Below are 20,704 nucleotides of genomic sequence, written 5' to 3' on the forward strand. Positions count from 1 at the left end.
GTTATAACAAAACCATACCCAAAATAAATGAAAGCATATCTGGCAGAATTAATGAATCTTCATAAGGGGGAACAGGAAAAAAGTAAGACACTTGAAGAAGTTAAAAAGAATATTTCTTTTAGAGGAACAAACCTCTGGGCATTAGTGGGTGCAATTATTATCGCTTCGGTTGGCTTAAATACCAACTCTACTGCTGTTATTATTGGAGCAATGCTTATTTCGCCATTAATGGGCCCAATAATTGGTACCGGCTTTGCCCTGGCCATATTTGACTTTGGTTTATTAAAACGCTCACTCAAAAACCTTCTGATTGCTACCATTGTGAGTTTAGTAGCATCTTCTGTTTATTTTTTTATTAGCCCGTTCAAAGAAGCTCAGTCTGAGTTATTGGCTCGTACTTCTCCTAATATTTATGATGTATTGATTGCTTTTTTTGGTGGTTTGGTTGGTGTTGTAGCTATTACGAGGGTAGAAAAAGGGAATCCAATTCCGGGGGGTTCTATTGCTACGGCACTTATGCCCCCCTTGTGTACAGCAGGTTTTGGGATTGCTACCGCAAACTGGAACTATTTTCTGGGGGCAATGTATTTGTATTTTATTAACTGTGTTTTTATATGTATTGCTACCTTATTAATAGTAAAGTATTTGAAGTATCCTATAAAGAAAGATATAGACGTAAAACACCAGCAACAGGTAAAATATGGAATCTCTTTTATAATAGTAGTAATGCTATTGCCAAGTATGTATTTTGCTTATAGATTATTTGATAAACAGCAATTCGACCAGCGAATTGATAGTTTTATTGAAAACGAATTTACTCGTAAGGGACACACCGTAATTTATAAGAAAAGTGATTATGGAGAGAGCCCGAGGCTATTAGAGTTAGCTTTTCTAATTGATAATTTTAGCGAGAAGGATATCCGTAAGATGAATCGGCAGCTTGCTCAATACAGACTCCATAATACAAGGCTGGTTATTAAGCAAAATACAAGTTTAAAGAATCTCAAATCGGATATTAATAATGAGATTTCGAAAAACCAAACGCTTCTGATAGCCAAGCAAGATAGGATAAGTAAACTTGAGAGCGAACTGAAAACCAAGAATTTAGACAGTAAAGGGATATACAATGAAGCAAATGCTTTGTTTCCTGCTATTAGGTCATTGGTATTTACAACACAACGCTTTTATGGGCAAACAGATACCACTACGTTAATGCCTTTAATAATATATCAAGCAAACAGACCTTTGAGCAATAGGGAGTTGTCAAGGTTTTCGGACTGGATAAAACAGCGAAACAACCTTACAAACTTGAAAGTTGTATATACAAAATAAACAAGCTGATGTTTTTTAATTAAACTTTGATTCATCTACTGGTAGATGAATCAAAGTTTAATTAATCGAGTTACTTCTTAATCAGAGCTTTCAATTCTTCTATTTCTTTTCGGAGCTCATCAATTTCCTTTTGTTGTTCCTGGATAGCTTTAACAGCCAAAACACCAATGCGAGAGTAGTCCATCGTATAAAACTGCTCACCTTTATCGTTGGTATTGCTGTAAACTATTTCAGGAAAATACTGTAATACTTCTTGTGCCAGTAAGCCTACGTCGGTTTTATCTGAATTAACAAGTTTGTATGATTTTACACCTACTTTCATCAGGTTATCAAGTGTCGATGCATAAGGCTGAATATTATTTTTATACCTTGCATCCGAAAAGTTGGTATATGCTCCGTTTCCAGAAGCAAATTCACCTTTTAAAACACCATTAAAAAACAAGTATAATGCCCCCCCAGAGTTATTGGTGTACAATGTCCAGCTATTGGAATTTGGGCCAGTATTCAGGATTCGCAAACCAGTCATCCCGTCTGTACTCAAAATAGGGTGTCTAACTTCTAAATCTACATGGGCAGTACTTGAATATGCTCCTCCATACGGCGAGGATTTCTGCACAATAAGGCCCGAGCCATTCCCAGAAGTACCTGATTTAGTAACCTGCGCAGCTACTCCATCTCCAACAGTTGAAACCATAAGGGCAGTATTAGCATTTGTATTATTATAAATTTCAAATTTGGCAGCAACACCATTGCTTGATGTACCTATAATACCTGACCCAGTATTTGAGTTTCCATATAATCCAGTCCCTGATGCAGAAGAATTTCCATACACTCCTAAACCATCTGGTGTAACGCCATATATCCCCCAGCCACTTCCGGCTTGGCTCCCCCATACGCCAATGCCTAGTCCCCCGGTACCATTATTTATACCTCTTAGCGCCGACGAAAAGCCACCCGGAGCAGTATTGGTCATGATTGCCCGTAAACTATATGCACTGCTTTCAGTACTATTGTTGGAGTAATCGCCGATGTTTTTATTAAAAATTGAAGATTCAGGCAAAATTGTTACCGACTGGGCATAAGAGATTTGAGATAGGGTTATCAGAGATACACCTACGAGTAGAAGTTTTTTCATGACTTTTTAATTGATTTTAGTTTGTCAAATTTAATTTCTGAAAACCAATCATTAAATAAAAGCTTTGTATTTTAAGCTAATTATTTACTAAGCGGTTGATGAGTAAGACTTCTATGGTTACTTCTTTACGATGAAATGACCTATTAGTGGTGATGTTTTAAATCAAAATTATTGATGTTGCAATAGTAAAAATACTAAATGCTTTAATCTGATATTTTTATTTAACGGCTCTATTCTCAATAATTTTAATTTAAGAATTTATAGGGTCTCAAATTTTAAGATAATACCACAAAAAAAAGACACAATCATCGCTGTGCCTTTTCTAATCTATCTAACATTTAAAACTATTCCATTACCATTTCTGTGTGTTCGCCGGCTTCTATTTTCTTGCCTGAGAAGAGTAATAGTAGCGGAAGGCATACCAGAAAAAATGCGCCTATCACTAGAAATGTGTCGGCGTAGGTAAGTACCATTGCCTGGCGTACTACTGTGCCGTAAAGCATCTTGTATGCTTTTTCGGTGGCTGTTACCAGCGCATCTCCTTTCGACATAAACAGGGCTGTGTATTGTTTCAGTCTCTCTGTCGAAATCGGGTTGTATATCGAAAGGTTATCACCTAAACGATTGGTATGAAAAACCGTACGTGTAGAGATATACGTTGTCATGATGGCCGTGCCAAATGTACCACCTAATTGACGTACCATGCTCGATAGCGCAGAGCCTTGCGCCATCTTGGCGGGTTCGAGGTCGGCTACTGTAATAGTCATAAGCGGAATGAAAATCAAGCCCATGCCAATCCCACGAATCATCAATGGCCAGAAGAAATCATCAGGACCTGTCGAAAGGCTTAAACCCGATAGATCGAAACAGAAGGCCACAAACATGGCAAAACCAATGGCCGCATACCAGATGGGTGACATAAAGTTTTTACGCATTACAACCCCCACAATTAGCATCATAAAACCTGTTAAAATAGAGCCGGGCATCATCAATAGCCCCGTCTGGCTAGCTGTAAAACCAAGGATTGTTTGACAAAATACCGGAATGATAAATACAGAAGCAAACAAACCAAAACCCAAAATAAAGTTAAAGAGGTTGGCTACGGCAAACTGTCGGTTTGCCAAAAGTTTGAGGTCGAGCATTGGTATTTTTACATTGAGTTGTCGCCAGATAAAGCCTATTAGCCCAACTACTGCAATAACCGACATCATCACAATAAAACTAGAATCGAACCAGTCTTTTTCGTGGCCTTTTTCCAGAATAATTTGTAAGCCCCCTACACCCATGACCAATAATATTAGGGCAAACCAATCCATCTTACCCGCAGGTATAGGCTCGGCAGGCTCTTTTATATAGCTAAATGCCAGAAACGTAGCCAGTATACCAAAAGGAATATTGATGTAAAATACCCAACTCCACGAAAGATGGTCGGTGATGTAACCGCCCAAAGTTGGCCCGATTGATGGCCCGATGATAACCCCCATACCAAAGATAGCATTGGCAAGGCCGAGGTCTTCTTTCGGGAAAGTCTGAATCAGAATCGCTTGTGCTGTTGTTAATAATCCGCCACCACCTATGCCTTGTACCACACGGAAGAAAACTAGCTCCCACACGTTGGTTGAAAGCCCACAAAAAACAGAGGCGATTGTAAACAAAATGATAGAAGCGGCAAAGTAATTCCGGCGGCCAAGTTTAGCGCTCAACCAGCCCGACATAGTAATCATGATGGCACTGGCAGCAGCATAACCCGTTACAACCCAGCTAATATCGCCCAACGATGCACCCAGATTCCCCATCATCTGATTGAGGGTAACGTTCACAATCGACGAATCGATGGTTTGTAATAGGGCTGCCGTGGTAACAGTTATCACAATTATCCACTTATCAAATCCTATATTCATGGTTTTATTTCTTTTGTGTGTCAACGGCTACTGATACGCTCAAACCAGGGCGTAATTTGGCAAATGCCGGACTAGTTTTGTCTAATTCTATTCGTACGGGTACACGTTGTACTACTTTCACATAGTTTCCGGTAGCGTTATCTGGTGGTATTAATGAGAATTTAGCACCTGTTGCTCCGGCAAATGATTCTACTTTACCCGTTAGTTTCTCTTTGCTGTAAGCATCTACATCAATATCTACAGTCTGGCCAATCTGCATTTCGGTTAACTGCGTTTCTTTAAAGTTGGCCGTTACCCACAAGCCATTTGTGCCTACAACTGAGCAAAGTGCCTGACCCGGCTGAATTAATTGCCCGACCTGTACTGAGCGACGAGAAACCACACCCGATGTCGGAGCTACAACAACGGTATATGATAATTGCAAGTTAGCTAAATCAAGCTCTGCCTGGCGTTGTTTGGCCGTAGCTTGTGCCACATTAATCTGGCTTTCAACAGCTTTGCGCTGAGAGCTTGTAACACCCGTTTGTGTATTAGCGGCATTTACCTGCAATTGTGCTGTTTCTAATTGAGATTGTGCCGCTTGTAAAGCTGCCTGTGCAGCATCACGTTCCGCCTGCACGTTATCAAACTGTTGTTGCGGAATGGTTTTCTCAGCCAATAAACGACTATAACGGTCAAAATCACGGGAAGCTTTTTGAAGACGTATTTGTGCCGCAGCAACATTGGCCTGTGCTGTTGTTACCTGATTACGAGCTGTTTGTGCATTGGCTTGTGAAGTCTGGATAGTGGCCGATGCAACCCCGATATTAAACTGGCTTACGCCTCCGCTTGCTATGGCCGTTTGCAAGGCTGCTTCTGCCTGTGCTACCTTGATTTTATAGTCGGCGTCGTCAATTACAAAAAGCGTATCGCCAGCGTTTACAAACTGGTTATCTTTGAAACGAATGGCTTTAATGTATCCTCCGATTTTAGGCGTAACGGCGTTTACGTCGCCATCAATTTGTGCATCGTCGGTAGTTTCGTAGCGTTGTAAGTATTGGATTTCTTTGTATCCATAAATAAGTGCAATAACGAGCCCGATAGCACCTACTACTCTGATAATTATCTTGGTATTCATGATTTTTAGTATGAAATAATGTGTTTTTTAAATGTTTTATTAACCCCACCCCCAACAGTGGAGAGGGAACTTGAATTCAACTCCCTTCCCCATTGTTGGGGAAGGGTCGGGGATGGGGTTGTTTTTATCTTCCTCCAGTAGCCTTCATAAGCTTCTGATACGCCAATTGGCCATCTACTTTAGAGTTAATCAGGTTTAGTTGGGCTTGTAGCAAAAAACTATTTGCATCAAGCAATTCGGTTGAGCCTACCAAGCCGTTGCGGAAACGTGAGTCTGTTAGTCGGTAGTTTTCCTGTGCTTGTTCAAGGGCCGTCAGAATTACTTTTTGTTGCTCAATGGCCAGTTCGTAATTATGATACGCCGCTACTACCTCAGTGCGAATCTGGTCGGTTTGTTGTTGACCATGCAAAATGCTCTCGTTGATAGCTGTTTTGGCGCTGTTGATGCGTCCTTTAAGGTTATAAAGCGAACCGATGTTGTACGAAACACCCAAACCGATATTCCATGCGTTGATGAATGTATTTGCTTCGGGAATAAGGGCGGCATTTGGGTTTATATAATTATACCCTGCTGATAAACCCACGTGTGGATACTTATTACTCTTAATAAGGCGCAGTTGTGCATCGGCTGATTGCTGACGCAAAACATTTGCCTGTAACTCAGGGCGCAACTGAACAGCCTGATTCAGAAAGTTATTAAGCGATTCTATTGCTACAGGAGTATTATTTAAGGTAGTATCAATGGCGATAGTTGAGGCATCGTCAACACCAATCAATAAACCGAAATTGAACAGGGCTGTCTGGCGGGCTTTATCTACCTGCAAGCGGCTCAATTCCAGATTATGCTTCTGCAATTGCAGTTTCAAAATCTCGTTTGGCAAAATCACCCCCTCTTTCTCTAGGTTTTTAGCGTCTTTCTCACGCTCATCAAACTGTTTGATATTCTGATTAATAATCTCGGTTGAGCGTATCAACTTCACGATATTGTAATAGGCCTCGCTAACAGTGTAAACCAGCTCTTGGCGGTTGCGTTGGGCATCTAAGCGGCTGGCTTTAGCCAATAAATCGGCCGATTGTTGGGCTGCTTTTTCGGCAAAGCCACCAAACAATTCTTTCTTGATGCTCAAGCCTCCCATAGTAGCGCTGAAACCACCTTTCGGTAAACCAAACAAGGGTTTGCTGTCTTCACCCTCACCAAAAGCAAAGGGTGTGATAAGGCTAAAGCGAGAGTAGCTAATCGAGGCGCTAGCTTGTGGTAAGTTACGGTCTTTTACTTCTTGCGCACGGGCTTCGGCCCCTTGTATGCGTAAGTCGGCGGCTTTGAGTCCCTTGTTATTCTGGAGGGCCAATTCAATAGCCTTGCTCAGAGGCATTGGGGCAGACTGTGCAAAAGCACTTGCGATGCTCAGACAGCTTAATCCAATGGCGGTGATGTACTTTCTCATTTTATTTGGTTCTGATTTTGGTCAAAAGTGTGTTTAACGTTTTTACTTCGTCGTCGGTGAGATGACTGACAATCGATTCAAAATTCTGAAACTCTATAGCTACCCTTTTCACAAACTCGTTCGATTCTTCCGTGAGGCGTAGTTTCACCCGTCGGCGGTTAAGTGGGTCGGTTTCTCTTACAATAAGGTTTTTGCTTATCAGGCGGTCGGTCAGTCGGGTCATGTCCGAATTAATTTCGTGCATTTTGTTTTTTAGCTCTCCGGCATTCAGGCTTTCGGGATAAACTTCTTGTAATTGGCGCAACACTACGTATTGTTGTACCGATAATTTGAAAGGAGCCAGCTTTTGGTCGAAGTAATTAAATATGTAGCCATCTGTAATATGCAGGTTAGCTATTAGTTCGTGATATTGATTTTTATATTGTTTACCCATATCTGTCTTGAAAAGATGCACAAATGTAATAGTGATATTTGTTTAAACAAATAATGTTCAAACGAGTAATGCTAAAAATGTAATTATACCAAGATTAGGTGTTTTTTTGAAAAGATAAAATAGGATAGGAGATAGCAGAAATTAAAATATTTTAATGTGTTAATTGGTTGATTTTTAGTGATTTGTGTTTTATTGTGATGCTTGTCGTGTGATTGTATTAAAATGTTGTTAAAGTTAGAAGTAGGGGGCGTTAGAAATAGAAGAAAGCAAGCAAAAGAGATGTGGGGTGTTTTTTTTAATAGTCAAAATCCGGCATAATTTTATGTGAGTTATTAAGCGTTTGTGTGTTTCAAAATGCTGTTTAGAGAAAAACTGACACACCGACTGATTGAAAAAGCAGTTGAATTGGGTGCAGGCTGACACCGATTACAATACTTCTGAATATATCATAAATCACGGCCAATTTTACCCCAACATTAAAATTTTTGTTTTAAAAAACCGCTTAGTAAATTTTTATAGGATTTTTTTGCTTTTCTCCGTAAAATAGTCGGAAAATTTTACGCATCTCTATATACGCCATTTAAACTAAACTAAACCAGATATGCTGCCTTGTTATTAAATGCTTTTGTTCTAAAATTACCCTGAACCAATACTGTATCATATAAAGTTTTTTTTCGCTTATTTTCTGCTTTCCAATTCCTTTAGAATTCTTTTGCTGGCTAAGAAATCTGGTTATCAATGTTTTTATACTTAATTAAATAAATATTTGTGGTTAAATAAATTTGCTAATATGATAAAACAACTATTTTCTGACATGCCAAAGTTGAATAAAATTCTTCTTTTTATGCTTACTATTACTTTTTCTACTCAAGTTTTTGCCCAAAAAGAGGTAGAAAATGCAAAAGCATATCTGCAAGCCAATGCAGCTCAGTTTCAGCTTTCTAAAACCGATATTGAAGAAATGGGGGTTTCGAGTGCTTACCCATCAACCGGAACAAGCTTGTACCACATTTATTTTGCACAAAAATACCAGGCAATCGAGGTATTTAATGGCATTCTGAATGTTACTCTCTCAAACGACAAGGTGGTGAACGTTGGTAATACCTTTGTGCCAAATATAAACTCGAAGGTTCCGGCTATTACCAATACCCTGGGCTTAAGTCCGGCAGAGGCAATTGATAAAGCTGCTGCGTACCTTAAACTAGCAAAAGGTACGGTAAGTACTCAGGAAGTGAGTGCCAATAAATTGCCTAATGGACAAATTGACAAGGCTGTTTATAGAAACACAGCATTGTCGAACGACGAAATCAATGTAAAACTCTATTGGTTTCCTTATGATACTCTTATTAACCGACAAAGGATTTCTAAGATAGACTTAGTATGGCAGGTTCAGATTCAGACGAAAGACCACCAGAATGTATGGAGTGTACATGTAAATGCGCAGTCGGGCGAAGTTGTACAAGTAAAAGATATGGTGATACACTGTAATTTTGGTACGCCTGAGCATCAGCAAGCGCCGCATGCCTGCGAAGGTGCAAGTGCTTTAACAGCCATAGCCAGAGAAAATATCAATTTTCTTCAACCTGTGGCAGCTAATAGTTATCGGGTGTTCGATTATCCGGTAGAGAGCCCGATTCATGGAAGCCAAACAGTGGTAACTAACCCATATACCAAATTTGCCCCTGCTGGCACTGGTCCCGGAAGCACCAATGGTTGGCACAATGATGGCACAACCGATTATACTAATACCAGAGGTAATAACGTATATGCCAAAGAAGATCGGGCAAATGATAATGAATTAACCATTGGTCTTAGCCCTTCGTCGGCAACTTTAGAGTTTGATTATTCCTATACACATGCCACAGGGTCGGCTAATGCAAACCTTAATGCCGCAATCACTAATCTGTTTTATTGGAATAACCTGATTCATGATGTATTGTATAAATACGGGTTTAACGAAACGGCGGGGAATTTCCAGAAAGATAATATGAGCAGAGGTGGGCTAGGTAATGATTTTGTTTATGCTGATGCACAAGATGGCTCTGGTACGAACAATGCAAATTTTTATCCGCCTATTGATGGTATCAACGGCCGTATGCAGATGTTTTTATGGAATCAGGGTGGTTCTCCGGCTTATCAGCCTGACTCTGATTTTGACAACGGCGTAATTGCACACGAATACGGGCATGGCTGGTCGACACGTCTGACAGGTGGGCCTGCCAATTCATCATGCTTGCAAAACGTTGAGCAAGGCGGTGAAGGCTGGAGTGATTATCTGGGCCTGATGCTCACAACCAACTGGGCGGCGCTTCAGCCTAATACAGTTTCTGCCAATAGACCTGTAAGCATCGGAACTTACGTACTAGGGCAGCAAACCACCGATGTGGGTATCAGAGGTTTTAAATACTCTCATGATATGGGTACTTACAATGCTCATGTAACTTACGGGCAGGTAGGAAATATTTCATTTTCGAATCCGCATGGAATAGGGTCTATATGGGCAACTATCTTATGGGATATGACCTGGAAAATAATTATGTTTGATAACAAAATTGTAAGCAATATCAACAAAACCGATAGCCTTTTAGGCAATGTAGCAGCACTTAAACTCGTAAATCAGGGGCTTGCCTTGCAACCTTGTAGCCCAAGTATGATTCAGGCCCGAAACGCAATTCTGAAAGCTGATACGCTGTTATTTAATGCTCGTTACAGTTGTGTAATATGGGAGGCTTTTGCCCGCCGTGGTTTGGGGATAAATGCATCAACAGGAGTTTCGACCAACGACCGCATCGTAACAGAAGATTTTACACCATATACAGAAAGACCATTAAGCTCGGATAAAGTTTTAAGCGTTTGTTCGCGCACACCATTTGTTTATACAGCTACTACCAACGTAGCAGGTACCACCTTTAGTTGGACACGCCCGGCTGTACCAGGTATCAGTAATGCAGCAGGGAGCGGAAGCTCGGCAAATATCAATGAATCATTGATTAATACAACCAATAAACCAATAATAGTGCTATATTATTTTAGTCTTGGCCCTGGTACTTGTAATGCTTTGCAAACTGTGAGAGTAGTAGTGAATCCTGAGCCTGTGCCTGCGCTTGATACCTATAATGTGTGTAAAAATGGTACTGTACCGGCTGGAGAAGGGTTGGCAATCGTAAATCCGGTTTCCAGCAGTTTTTCAGGTACACTTACAGGTTTATCGCCTGTATATAGAAGACCATTAGGCGATAATGTAACTACATATAATGGAGCAAGTGGCACAAATTATCGTTATTATACCTATAGTTTTATCTCTCCGGTTACAGGTTCTGTATCTATCGAAACGATTAACGGAACCATTAACACCGATAGATACGACACTTATCTTTCGTTGTACAAAAGTTCTTTTAACAGTACTGCGCCTGCGAATAATTTCCTGATTGGTGATGATGATAGTGGCGCATTGCTTTATGCTTCTAAAATTACCTATAATTTGGTTAAAGATAGCACTTATATTGTTGTTGTAACTACCTACGCTCAGAATGCAACAGGTAGCTTTGTGATAGGAGCTACTGCGCCTATCTTTAGTAACATTGTTACGTGGTATACTGCTAATACTGGCGGCACTGCTCTAGCAAAAGGTAGCGTGTTCAACCCTGTTGGTGTGCCTGGCTCCGGGGTGCCAAATACTGCTACTGCGGGCACAACCTATTTTTATGCCGATGCATCTAATTTATCGGCTTGCCGTGTTATGACCCGATTTATTGTTAACAACCCGAGCGTTGGAGGAAGCATTGCGGGCAGTACAACGGCTTGCTCAAATACAAATTCGGGTACACTTACTTTAAGTGGGTACACAGGTACTATTCTCAGATGGGAGTCGTCGACGGATAATTTTGTGAGCAATGTTGTGTCTATTTCTAATACAACAACGAGCCTCAATTATTCGAACTTAACACAAACTACTTATTATAGAGCAGTGATAAAAAGTGGTGATTGCCCACAAGCTAATTCGTCAGTAGCAACTATTACCCGAACCAATGTAACCTTGCCAACCACAACCGGAGCCAGCCGCTGTGGTGCCGGAACAGTAACACTTACAGCAACCGGCTGCGCTGGTGGTAACATCAACTGGTATGATGGTGTAACAGGTGGCACATCATTAGCTACCGGAACAAGTTTTACAACTCCTGCCCTTTCGGCTAGTAAAACTTACTATGCCAATTGTACGCTAAATGCTTGTGTTTCGAACAGAGTTGCAGCAGTAGCAACCGTTAATATTGCAACAGTACCAACAGCTTCGGGTGCAAGCCGTTGTGGTGCTGGCAGTGTTACGCTTGCAGCAACGGGCTGTGCAGGTGGTACTATTAACTGGTACACAGTAGCAACTGGCGGTACTGCAGTAGGTACCGGCGGTACTTATGCCACACCAAGTTTATCGGCCAATACTACTTATTATGTTAGTTGTACGGTTGGGGCTTGTTCATCTGCCAGAACAACCGTGCAAGCCACAATCAATGTGAATTTGGTGGTAACTGGTGCGCAGGTAGCGGGTAATTATAGAGCTTCGCAGACTATTACAAGTACGGCAAATGTAGCCTCTGGGGTAAATTATTATGCGGCTAAAGCCATTATACTTAATCCCGGTTTTCAGGCTGGAGGCAGCGAAATATTTATGGCCAAAATAGAGAACTGTCCTTGATTTTTGTTAGATAGATTTTTGTAGTAAATGGATAGGGGTTCAAATTTTGAATCCCTATTTTGTTTTATGCTGACGGTAATAAGCTATGCTCACATTTACTCGTCTTTTACCTTTGTTCTTGCCGCTAGTTTGAATAGATTTGTAAACGCACATTTTTATAAACAACCCTATGATAAAACGACTCAAATCTTGCTTGATTCTGCTTTTTGTTATTACAAAAAGCTATGCTCAAACCATTGAAACTACTTCACCACTGCCTGATGCATTAAAAACCATTGATGGAATAACAATAGACAAGGTATCGGACTGGGAGAAAAAGCGACGACCAGAAATATTGACCTTATTTGAAGACAATATCTACGGGCAAATGCCTAAAAAATTCGATAAAATCAGCTATAAAACCACTAATGAAGTAGCCAATGCTATGAACGGCAAGGCAAACTTAAAAGAAGTAGATATTAAGGTAGAAAAAGACAAGAAAACCGTAACGATTCATTTGATATTATTTATACCTGTTAAGGCTACGAAAAACTCACCGGTGTTTTTGCTGATTAATAATAGGGGCAAAGAGAATACCGACCCAACTCGCAAGGTAAAGAGCGAGTTTTGGCCTGCTGAAATGGCTATCGACAGTGGCTATGCTATTGCTGCTTTTCATATAAGCGATGCAGCCCCAGATAACAAAGACACCTATCAGAATAGTGTTTTACAGTTGTACCCTGAGCAACTAAATGCCGATAATGGCATGAAAGCCATTGGTGCTTGGGCATGGGCTGCCAGTAGGGTTATGGATTATTTTAAAACCAATAAAGACATAGATTTTAACAAAGTCAGTTTAGTCGGGCATTCAAGAGGAGGGAAGGCTGCTTTATGGGCTGGAGCGCAAGATAAGCGTTTTGCCATGATATTTGCTAGCTGCTCGGGTAATACGGGTGCTGCTTTGGCTAGAAGGAAAGTTGGCGAGTCAATCAAGGCTATTAATACTACTTTTCCGCATTGGTTCAATAACAATTATAAGCGATTCAACGATAATGCTGATGCCCTGCCCGTAGACCAACATCTATTGATTTCACTAATTGCCCCTCGACCAGTTTACACAACCTCTGCCACAGAAGATATATGGGCCGACCCTGTAGGCTCTTATATGTCTATTAGTGAGGCACAGAAAGTTTATTCATTATACGGCAAAAAATCAGGATTAAGTCCTAATCCTCCGGCAGTTAATACACCTATCATACAGTCGATTCTAGGCTACCATAACAGAGAAGGCATTCATAACATGACCGCCTATGACTGGGGCAATTTTATTCGTTTTGCTGGGTTTCATTATAAATAAATGTGGGACGATTTTCTAAATCGTCAAAATCCGGCAGGATTTTATTGATGTTATATTTATTGACTGTCGTTCGGAGAAGGGTTGACGTAGTGACTTATACATATTCATTCAAACAGGCGAGTTGTTAAACTTAATACCAATGTATACATGAAACAGTGGAAACATATAGTATTAAGCATTTTTTTTTCTGTATATATTGCAACAGTTTTATTAACTGACATTTCGCTCGTAGGTTTTTGGACTGGCATACTATTTTCAATCGTGCTTTCAATAATTACGTTGATATTTGTATTTAAAAGAAGGACAAATAAATTATGGTTGACAATATCACTGAAAATAATGAATGTTCTTTGTCTGTTAACTTTATTGAGGCTATTAGGTTTAAACCTTGTCAGTACCTTTTTCTGGGATATATCAAAACTTCGCACCTTTTATTATCAGTCAGTAGATGGAAGGCTTTTCAATGCTTATTTCAAACCTGTTGGTGCATATTCGGGAGGTTATGGCAATTTTTGGATTACGGAGACTCCAAAGTATTTTCCATTGATAGAGTCAAGGGTATATTTTAACAGAACTGTTCATCATGACTTTAGTGACGACATATTTGATGGTGAACCGATTGATAACTATGAGGTAGTTCGTAGTTATATAAAAGAAGAAGTTATTGACAAACAAAAATTGAAGTAGCGTTTGGCTGAGTTAAGTTATAGTTCCTGTAAGTTTCTGAACGACTATTTCTAAGATTTTGTATAGGTTAACACTTATTGAACGAGCAACCCAATGCGTAGGGGTTCAAAATTTTGAACCCCTACGTAGCATTACAGTAAATAATTGGTATCTATTCACGCAATCACTTTCCCCCATAAACCCCACTTAAAAAAGCCTTTACAGAGATTGGTTTGTGGCCTAATAAGGTTTCTAAATCAGTTTCGGTTGATGAGAACTCACCTTGTTTGAAAGCCTCTGCGAAGCCAGCAGTTACACCCAGCATTTCAGCAGGAACGCCTGCTTGTTTCAATATTTCAACAAATGCCGCAGGCTCAGGGCTTACATAGCCTACTGCTTTACCCGACGCTTCACTGATGATTCTGGCGATGTCGTGAAAAGTAACTGCTTCGGTATTCGAGATTGCATAGTCTTTATTTTCGTGGCCTGTACTGCTCAAGATATTGGCTGCTGCTTCTGCCATGTCGCTACGTAGCGTAAATGCTACTGGAGTATCGCCAGCTGGGAGGAACACACCTGTTTCAAGCACATTTGGTCCTATAAACATAGGTAATAAATCAGCATAGATATTATTGCGTAAAATAGTGTAGGTAAGCCCGCTTTCTTTAAGGGCTGCCTCAGTTGCCAAGTGAGTTTTGGCTACAATATAAATTGGCGATGTTTCGGTTTCGTTTTTGCGTATAAAGCTTGTATACACCACATGACCTACACCTGCTTCTTTGGCCGCTTTCACTACATTTTCGTGTTGTTGTCCACGTTGCATTACATCGCTACCCGAGACAAAAAAGAGCTTGTCGATACCTTTAAAAGCTGCTACCAATGAAGCGTAATTGTCGTAGTCGCCTATCAGAATCGTAACACCTTTGCCCTTTAGGTCTCCTGCTTTGGCTTCGTCTCTTACCAATGCGGCAATGGTATTGGCCGGAGTACCTTTTTTCAATAAAAAATCTATAGTTGTTGCGCCTAGAGGCCCTGTTGCGCCTGTTACTAAAATCATGTTCAGAAAGTTTTTATAAATAAATTGTTTTGATGGGCACAAAAGTACTTATATTTGCTATATAAAATATAGTAATATACTAATGTATAGCACTATACTTTTGTATAGCAAGCATCTCAATAATTATGACAGCAACAAAAAGAATAGTAGATTTTGCCGAAGCAAAGGCTTGTCCCGAGCAATTTGTATTGGCCATAAACGATACCCTGAATGTACTGACCGGAAAGTGGAAATTGCCGATTCTGGCTTCATTATCTTATGGAATTAAGCGTTTTACAGAGATACAACGCAATATTCCGAAGATAACGCCACGAATGTTGTCGAAAGAGTTGAAAGAACTTGAACTCAACGGCATGGTAAAGCGGATAGTGTACGATGCTACTCCCGTGCTGGTAGAATATGAAATGACTGAATCGGCCAAAGATTTATCGGCAGTAATAGATAGTATGCTGCATTGGGGCTTAAAGCATCGAAAAACTATTATGCAAAATGAGTGCTAAATTAGGATTACAGCGTATCGTGAAAATACAAAAGACTCATGCTACTATGGCAGAAATGCATTTAGATGAATAGTTTTTTGCACTATTTATGCATAACTATTAAATCACCTTCCGTAGGGGTTTAATAATTGTATTTGTAAACAAATTTATTGTCTTCTAGTACTTCGGTTGGGTAGCCGTCGGCATCGTATTTGTAACTGCGCTCAAATGTATAGCTCCCTGTTGCTTTTAGCACATTGTTAGGGCTTTTGTTGAAAGGGCTAATCCATTGAGGCCTTTGGTTGATGGTATAATAAGGGTTAATCTTGTTGTCGTATGTATAGTGGGTTGTTCCGCCGTAGAAGTTATTTTCTTTAATAAGATTTCCTCTTGAATCATATTCGAAGGTGCTTACCCTGGGGGTTTCTCCTCCGCCAATTATTTGTTTTTCAACCAATCCTTTTGCATTATAAACAAACTCAGTAGTGTTATCAGTTCTGATAACTTTGGTGAGTTGCCCTTTACTGTTATAAGTAAAAGTCTCTTCTAGTTTCATGCCCCCCTTAGGGTCACACAAGGCTGCCAAACTAGAGTAAATACTGCGCATAGTTGTTTTTAACTTGCTTAGCGTTCCGCCAGAATACTCATATACAAACTCATCGGCCGGGTTGGTTTCACACATCATATAATAGTTTTCTTTTACCAGTACGTCTTTCTGATACTCGAAAGTCATATAAGGTCTATTTTCTCTTGTTACGCTTGACAGTCTTTTACCAACTATAGGTGTAGGGTCAGTGGCATCTTTTTTACACCCTAGTGCAAAGGCAAGTATGAGGATGAGGGCAAGGTTTTTCATAGTTTTTATTTAGCGATACGTTACATCTACCTATTACAAATATAAGCATTTAAAGAACGAAATCTTGAATTGGGTTATTTATAACTATGATTCAAAAAACAGGTGTTTGGTTGTAATTTTTTTTGAGGTTTTTGGGATTTGTAGACTTTTGAGGTTAGGAAGCATATTTGTGTAAATGTAGAGTTAGTCATTTTATCACTTATAATTAAAAAAGTAGCGAAATAGAGCTTTCCTATTTCGCTACTAAATAAATATCACTTACTCAACCGCTCCAACATTTGTTTACCGCCCTTGTTGTTAGGGTTGAGGTCTACCGATTTCTGATACATTTTTATGGCTTCTGCTTTATTACCCGTTTTAAGCAAGGCTTCGCCTAAGCTGTCATATACGTTCCAGCTGTTGGGATATAATGCTACATTTATTTTGAAAAGTTCGAGGGCATCATTGGGTCTATCTCCCATTACTCTGTAAGCCCAATCGTTCAGTTCGTTTTCGTCAGGTACAAGCGTCGGGTCTTTTTTTCTGATTTCTTCTAATATCTGAGGGGCTTTATCGTAGCCACGTTTGTTAAGTTCAATTCTCAACATAGTGATAGGGTCAGCGGCCGGAATCTCGGCATTGTAGATGCCTGCCAGTTCTTCCAACCAGTTTTCGGGTGCTGAACCACCCAGATTGGTTAGGGCAATTACAGCCAGGTCGTCGTCGGGGTACACCAGAAAAGCCGACCGACCGCCGCCGCTCATGCCTACGGCCCAGTGTTTGGGGCGAAACTTATTTACACCCCAGCCCAAAGCCCAGTTGGTAGGTTTGCCATTATTGAAGGTTATCGGCAACCACATGGTTTTCAGGGCTTCTTTGGTTTTTAACAATTTGCCTGTTTGCAGGGCAATTATCCATTTAGCCATTTCTTCAGCGGTGCTGTTCAGACCCGAGCCGGTACGACGAGACGGTGCAAACTCTGCATAATTATTAGTGAGCTTGGCTTCGGTAAGTGGGTAGCCATCCATATATTTTTTGTAGCTATAAGTTGGCGCAAAATGTGGAATCACATCACGGGAATCGCCAAAGACAGTATTTGGCATACCAACCACATCAAATTGTTGCTCCTTAAATACCTGTGCGAAAGGTTTTCCACGGAGTTTTGAAATCACTTTGCCTAACAATACATAATTGGTTTGGTTGTAGCTAAACTGCTCTCCGGTCGGGAAATCCATAGGCATAGCTGTTACTTTCTTCCATGTTTTTGCTTCATTATTGGCACCTGCAGGCTCTTGAATGCGCAGAATGTCGGGCAAGCCTGATATATGCGTAAGCAATTGTTGAATTTTGACAGGCTGCCATTGCGCAGGCAGGCTATCGATATAGGATGAAATAGGAGCGTTGAGGTCGAGCTTGCCCTCCTCAACCAGTTGCATTATGGCAACACCCGTAAAAGCTTTGGTGCAGGAGTTAATGGCAAAAATAGTTTTATTATCTACTTGTACATTGTCCTGAATGTTGGCAATGCCATAGGCTTTGCTGAATACAATTTTACCCTTCTGCACAACGGCTACCTGCATACCCGGAATCTTCGAATCGTGCAATTGCCGAAGTAAAAAGTCATCTACCTGTTTTTGTTTTGATTGCGCAAATCCTAGCTGACAAAGCAGCATTAATACAATAGTTAGCTTTTTCATAAATGAATTAAAACGTGATTTTTGCGTGGTAACTTGGCTTGTGCAGAAAGGTTACAGAAACTTGTCAGAACTTCGATTTTTGAATTTGATGATTACTCCTTTAACTGATACTGTTTTAGTTTATTTTTCAACTCCAAATTGCTATTTAATTGATTTTATCTAATCAAAAATAAGTTTCTCTTTAATGAGACAAGGGCGTTTTTCTTTACCGTAAAATAATAAAAAAACCTTATAATAATAAAAATGACTTACGGGCTATTTGCGGTGCTCAGATAATAGTTAAATTACGTTTACAGATGTATAAGGATTTTGTTCGAGGGAGGAGTTGTGAGGCTAAAAATATATCTGAAAACTCGTTAAACTGCTTTTTATTATTTCCTATTGAATTAGCACCTGCTCATTATTTGTAAGGTGTGCTAATTTGTCACGCAATCTCACAATAAGTTGCCGCCTAATAAGTTTTCAAAGTTTTTACTTGTTCGTAAACCTTCTTTATTAACTTTGTCAACTATCTTATAGCATATTACTTAACCATTTAAAATAATTTAAAAACTTTACCTTATGAAGCACATCTATTTATTAACTTTTGTATTTTTCTCGTTTTTAACTGCGTCTCATGCCCAAATTCCTCAAGGAATTCCTTATCAGGCCATTGCACGCAACGCCAGCGGAAATATATTAGTAAATCAGAATATTGCCGTGCGTTTTACCGTTTTTACAGGTAGCTCTAGCGGCACAATTGCTTATGTAGAGCGGCATACAACCACTACCAATGCCCTAGGCTTATTTACGCTTACTTTAGGAGCAGGTACTCCGCTAACCAACACTTTTGCAAGTATCAATTGGGCTGTTGGGAGTAAATTTTTACAGGTTGAAATGGACCCTGCCGGAGGAAGCAGTTATGTAAACCTTGGCACAAGCCAGATGCAGAGCGTTCCTTATGCCTTATACGCTGAAACAAGCGGTACAGGCGGAGCAACAGGGCCTACAGGAGCAACTGGTGCAACAGGGCCGCAAGGGATACAAGGTATTCAAGGCGCAACCGGTGCTAGAGGCGCAACAGGTTCGACAGGTGCAACGGGGCCACAAGGTATTCAAGGCGCAACTGGTTCGACGGGTGCAATGGGGCCACAAGGCATACAAGGCGCAACAGGTTCGACAGGTGCAACAGGAAATACGGGTGCAACAGGACCGCAAGGTATACAAGGTATTCAAGGTGCAACTGGTGTAACTGGTTCAACAGGAAATACGGGTGCAACAGGGCCGCAAGGCATACAAGGTATTCAAGGTTCGACAGGTGCAACAGGTGCACAAGGTATTCAAGGCGCAACTGGTTCGACAGGTGCAACGGGGCCACAAGGTATTCAAGGTGCAACAGGAAATACGGGTGCAACAGGGCCGCAAGGCATACAAGGTATTCAAGGTTCGACAGGTGCAACAGGTGCACAAGGTATTCAAGGCGCAACTGGTTCGACAGGTGCAACGGGGCCACAAGGTATTCAAGGTGCAACAGGAAATACGGGTGCAACAGGGCCGCAAGGCATACAAGGTATTCAAGGTTCGACAGGTGCAACAGGGCCACAGGGTATTCAAGGCGCAACTGGTTCGACAGGTGTAACAGGTGCAACTGGAAATACTGGTGCAACAGGGCCGACAGGTGTTACAGGCGCAACAGGGCTGACAGGTGCAACTGGAAATACTGGTGCAACAGGACCGACAGGTGTTACAGGCGCAACAGGTGTTACAGGTGCAACTGGAGATACAGGCGCAACAGGGCCGACAGGTGTTACAGGCGCAACTGGAGATACGGGCGCAACAGGACCGACAGGTGTTACAGGCGCAACTGGAGATACAGGAGCAACAGGGCCGACAGGTGTTACAGGTGCAACTGGAGATACGGGCGCAACAGGAAATACAGGAGCAACAGGTGTTACAGGCGCAACAGGAAATACGGGTGCAACTGGTGCTACTGGCGCAGCAGGATCAGGCTCTGCGACGTCAATAACAATGTTGGGTAACTTTGTAAATCCTTTAGGTACTGGTGTAAATTATTATACCAGACCAATAAATGCGGTTATAGATCCAATTACAGATATAACTAAGCCAGCGGCATTTAGTGTGATGCCTTACTCTTGCACAATAAAATCTTTAGACGTATCGAGTATAGTAACTACAGGTGGTGGATCAGGTACTAATGTTTCAACCATAACTGTATATGTCAATGGGGCGGCTTCTGCTTTAACCTGTGATTTGTCTAATTCTGTCAATACCTTAGGGTCAGCTAACAATTGCTCTAGTACGGGTAGTGTGAGTATATCAGCTCTTGATAAAATTAGTGTAAGGTTCAGGCAGACAAATGATGCGGCAATTATAGCTTATACTTTTATTATAAAAACGGAATAAGAAACCACTAAAACTAAAAAACTATGAAAAAAGGCTTTTATCTTATTATTGGTTTATTTATAATTGTTGGCAATGGGTGGGCACAAAGCGTAAGCCCACAGGTAATAGCTTCTGCCGGAGGTTACACAGCCACTGGCAATGTTCAGGTATCGTGGACATTGGGCGAAACCTTCACTACC

General features: G+C 40.8%; 14 protein-coding genes. 6 read left to right on the forward strand and 8 right to left on the reverse strand.

Translation table 11 applies throughout. The annotated features are described in order from the left end of the window. Positions 1 to 27: 27 nt before the first annotated feature. The gene (locus tag WAE64_RS10125; RefSeq protein ID WP_340236249.1) at positions 28 to 1,332 is read left to right on the forward strand and encodes a DUF389 domain-containing protein; all 1,305 of its coding nucleotides are present in this window, start codon (positions 28 to 30) and stop codon (positions 1,330 to 1,332) included. Positions 1,333 to 1,402: 70 nt separating this feature from the next. Here WAE64_RS10125 and WAE64_RS10130 read toward each other — a convergent pair whose 3' ends face one another. The 5 genes from WAE64_RS10130 to WAE64_RS10150 all read right to left on the reverse strand — a co-directional run bounded on the left by WAE64_RS10130 (position 1,403) and on the right by WAE64_RS10150 (position 7,383). Beyond that, positions 1,403 to 2,467 carry a tail fiber domain-containing protein gene (locus WAE64_RS10130; protein WP_340236250.1) on the reverse strand — a complete coding sequence of 355 codons (1,065 nt, stop codon included), beginning with the start codon at positions 2,465 to 2,467 and terminating at the stop codon, positions 1,403 to 1,405. Positions 2,468 to 2,811: 344 nt separating this feature from the next. Further along, the gene (locus WAE64_RS10135) at positions 2,812 to 4,368 is read right to left on the reverse strand and encodes a DHA2 family efflux MFS transporter permease subunit (protein WP_340236251.1); all 1,557 of its coding nucleotides are present in this window, start codon (positions 4,366 to 4,368) and stop codon (positions 2,812 to 2,814) included. Positions 4,369 to 4,372: 4 nt separating this feature from the next. Beyond that, a complete protein-coding gene (locus tag WAE64_RS10140; RefSeq protein ID WP_340236252.1) occupies positions 4,373 to 5,485 on the reverse strand; it encodes an HlyD family secretion protein in 1,113 nt (370 codons plus the stop codon). 124 nt (positions 5,486 to 5,609) lie between these two features. Then, a complete protein-coding gene (locus WAE64_RS10145; protein WP_340236253.1) occupies positions 5,610 to 6,929 on the reverse strand; it encodes a TolC family protein in 1,320 nt (439 codons plus the stop codon). Position 6,930: 1 nt separating this feature from the next. Continuing rightward, a complete protein-coding gene (locus WAE64_RS10150) occupies positions 6,931 to 7,383 on the reverse strand; it encodes a MarR family winged helix-turn-helix transcriptional regulator (RefSeq protein ID WP_340236254.1) in 453 nt (150 codons plus the stop codon). Between the two features lie 793 nt (positions 7,384 to 8,176). Here WAE64_RS10150 and WAE64_RS10155 point away from each other — a divergent pair. The 3 genes from WAE64_RS10155 (at position 8,177) to WAE64_RS10165 (ending at position 14,075) form a co-directional block, all read left to right on the forward strand. Next, the gene (locus tag WAE64_RS10155) at positions 8,177 to 12,052 is read left to right on the forward strand and encodes a M36 family metallopeptidase (RefSeq protein WP_340236255.1); all 3,876 of its coding nucleotides are present in this window, start codon (positions 8,177 to 8,179) and stop codon (positions 12,050 to 12,052) included. Between the two features lie 169 nt (positions 12,053 to 12,221). Continuing rightward, positions 12,222 to 13,388 (forward strand): glucuronyl esterase domain-containing protein, encoded by a 1,167-nt coding sequence (locus WAE64_RS10160; RefSeq protein ID WP_340236256.1) that lies wholly within the window; start codon positions 12,222 to 12,224, stop codon positions 13,386 to 13,388. A gap of 339 nt (positions 13,389 to 13,727) precedes the next feature. After that, the gene (locus tag WAE64_RS10165) at positions 13,728 to 14,075 is read left to right on the forward strand and encodes a hypothetical protein (RefSeq protein WP_340236257.1); all 348 of its coding nucleotides are present in this window, start codon (positions 13,728 to 13,730) and stop codon (positions 14,073 to 14,075) included. 163 nt (positions 14,076 to 14,238) lie between these two features. On the opposite strand, the gene WAE64_RS10170 is transcribed toward WAE64_RS10165, so the two are convergent. Continuing rightward, positions 14,239 to 15,111 (reverse strand): SDR family oxidoreductase, encoded by an 873-nt coding sequence (locus tag WAE64_RS10170; protein ID WP_340236258.1) that lies wholly within the window; start codon positions 15,109 to 15,111, stop codon positions 14,239 to 14,241. 125 nt (positions 15,112 to 15,236) lie between these two features. Here WAE64_RS10170 and WAE64_RS10175 point away from each other — a divergent pair, with 125 nt between their 5' ends. After that, a complete protein-coding gene (locus WAE64_RS10175; protein ID WP_340236259.1) occupies positions 15,237 to 15,611 on the forward strand; it encodes a winged helix-turn-helix transcriptional regulator in 375 nt (124 codons plus the stop codon). Positions 15,612 to 15,732: 121 nt separating this feature from the next. On the opposite strand, the gene WAE64_RS10180 is transcribed toward WAE64_RS10175, so the two are convergent. Further along, a complete protein-coding gene (locus WAE64_RS10180) occupies positions 15,733 to 16,446 on the reverse strand; it encodes a hypothetical protein (protein ID WP_340236260.1) in 714 nt (237 codons plus the stop codon). Between the two features lie 254 nt (positions 16,447 to 16,700). Beyond that, a complete protein-coding gene (locus WAE64_RS10185; protein ID WP_340236261.1) occupies positions 16,701 to 18,122 on the reverse strand; it encodes a serine hydrolase in 1,422 nt (473 codons plus the stop codon). 561 nt (positions 18,123 to 18,683) lie between these two features. Between WAE64_RS10185 and WAE64_RS10190 the strand changes: the two genes are divergently transcribed. Next, on the forward strand, positions 18,684 to 20,525 hold the full coding sequence (locus tag WAE64_RS10190) for an exosporium protein (protein WP_340236262.1): 1,842 nt from the start codon (positions 18,684 to 18,686) through the stop codon (positions 20,523 to 20,525). Positions 20,526 to 20,704: the final 179 nt, after the last annotated feature.

The sequence above is a fragment of the Emticicia soli genome (assembly GCF_037860775.1).
GTDB classification, from domain to species: Bacteria; Bacteroidota; Bacteroidia; order Cytophagales; family Spirosomataceae; genus Emticicia; species Emticicia soli.

What these genes read in the sequence shown, in the direction of transcription:
- WAE64_RS10125 (WP_340236249.1), top strand. Translation starts at nt 28, where the DNA reads ATGAAAGCATATCTGGCAGAATTAATGAATCTTCATAAGGGGGAACAG.
- WAE64_RS10130 (WP_340236250.1), bottom strand. Translation starts at nt 2,467, where the DNA reads ATGAAAAAACTTCTACTCGTAGGTGTATCTCTGATAACCCTATCTCAA.
- WAE64_RS10135 (WP_340236251.1), bottom strand. Translation starts at nt 4,368, where the DNA reads ATGAATATAGGATTTGATAAGTGGATAATTGTGATAACTGTTACCACG.
- WAE64_RS10140 (WP_340236252.1), bottom strand. Translation starts at nt 5,485, where the DNA reads ATGAATACCAAGATAATTATCAGAGTAGTAGGTGCTATCGGGCTCGTT.
- WAE64_RS10145 (WP_340236253.1), bottom strand. Translation starts at nt 6,929, where the DNA reads ATGAGAAAGTACATCACCGCCATTGGATTAAGCTGTCTGAGCATCGCA.
- WAE64_RS10155 (WP_340236255.1), top strand. Translation starts at nt 8,177, where the DNA reads ATGCCAAAGTTGAATAAAATTCTTCTTTTTATGCTTACTATTACTTTT.
- WAE64_RS10160 (WP_340236256.1), top strand. Translation starts at nt 12,222, where the DNA reads ATGATAAAACGACTCAAATCTTGCTTGATTCTGCTTTTTGTTATTACA.
- WAE64_RS10165 (WP_340236257.1), top strand. Translation starts at nt 13,728, where the DNA reads ATGAATGTTCTTTGTCTGTTAACTTTATTGAGGCTATTAGGTTTAAAC.
- WAE64_RS10170 (WP_340236258.1), bottom strand. Translation starts at nt 15,111, where the DNA reads ATGATTTTAGTAACAGGCGCAACAGGGCCTCTAGGCGCAACAACTATA.
- WAE64_RS10175 (WP_340236259.1), top strand. Translation starts at nt 15,237, where the DNA reads ATGACAGCAACAAAAAGAATAGTAGATTTTGCCGAAGCAAAGGCTTGT.
- WAE64_RS10180 (WP_340236260.1), bottom strand. Translation starts at nt 16,446, where the DNA reads ATGAAAAACCTTGCCCTCATCCTCATACTTGCCTTTGCACTAGGGTGT.
- WAE64_RS10185 (WP_340236261.1), bottom strand. Translation starts at nt 18,122, where the DNA reads ATGAAAAAGCTAACTATTGTATTAATGCTGCTTTGTCAGCTAGGATTT.
- WAE64_RS10190 (WP_340236262.1), top strand. Translation starts at nt 18,684, where the DNA reads ATGAAGCACATCTATTTATTAACTTTTGTATTTTTCTCGTTTTTAACT.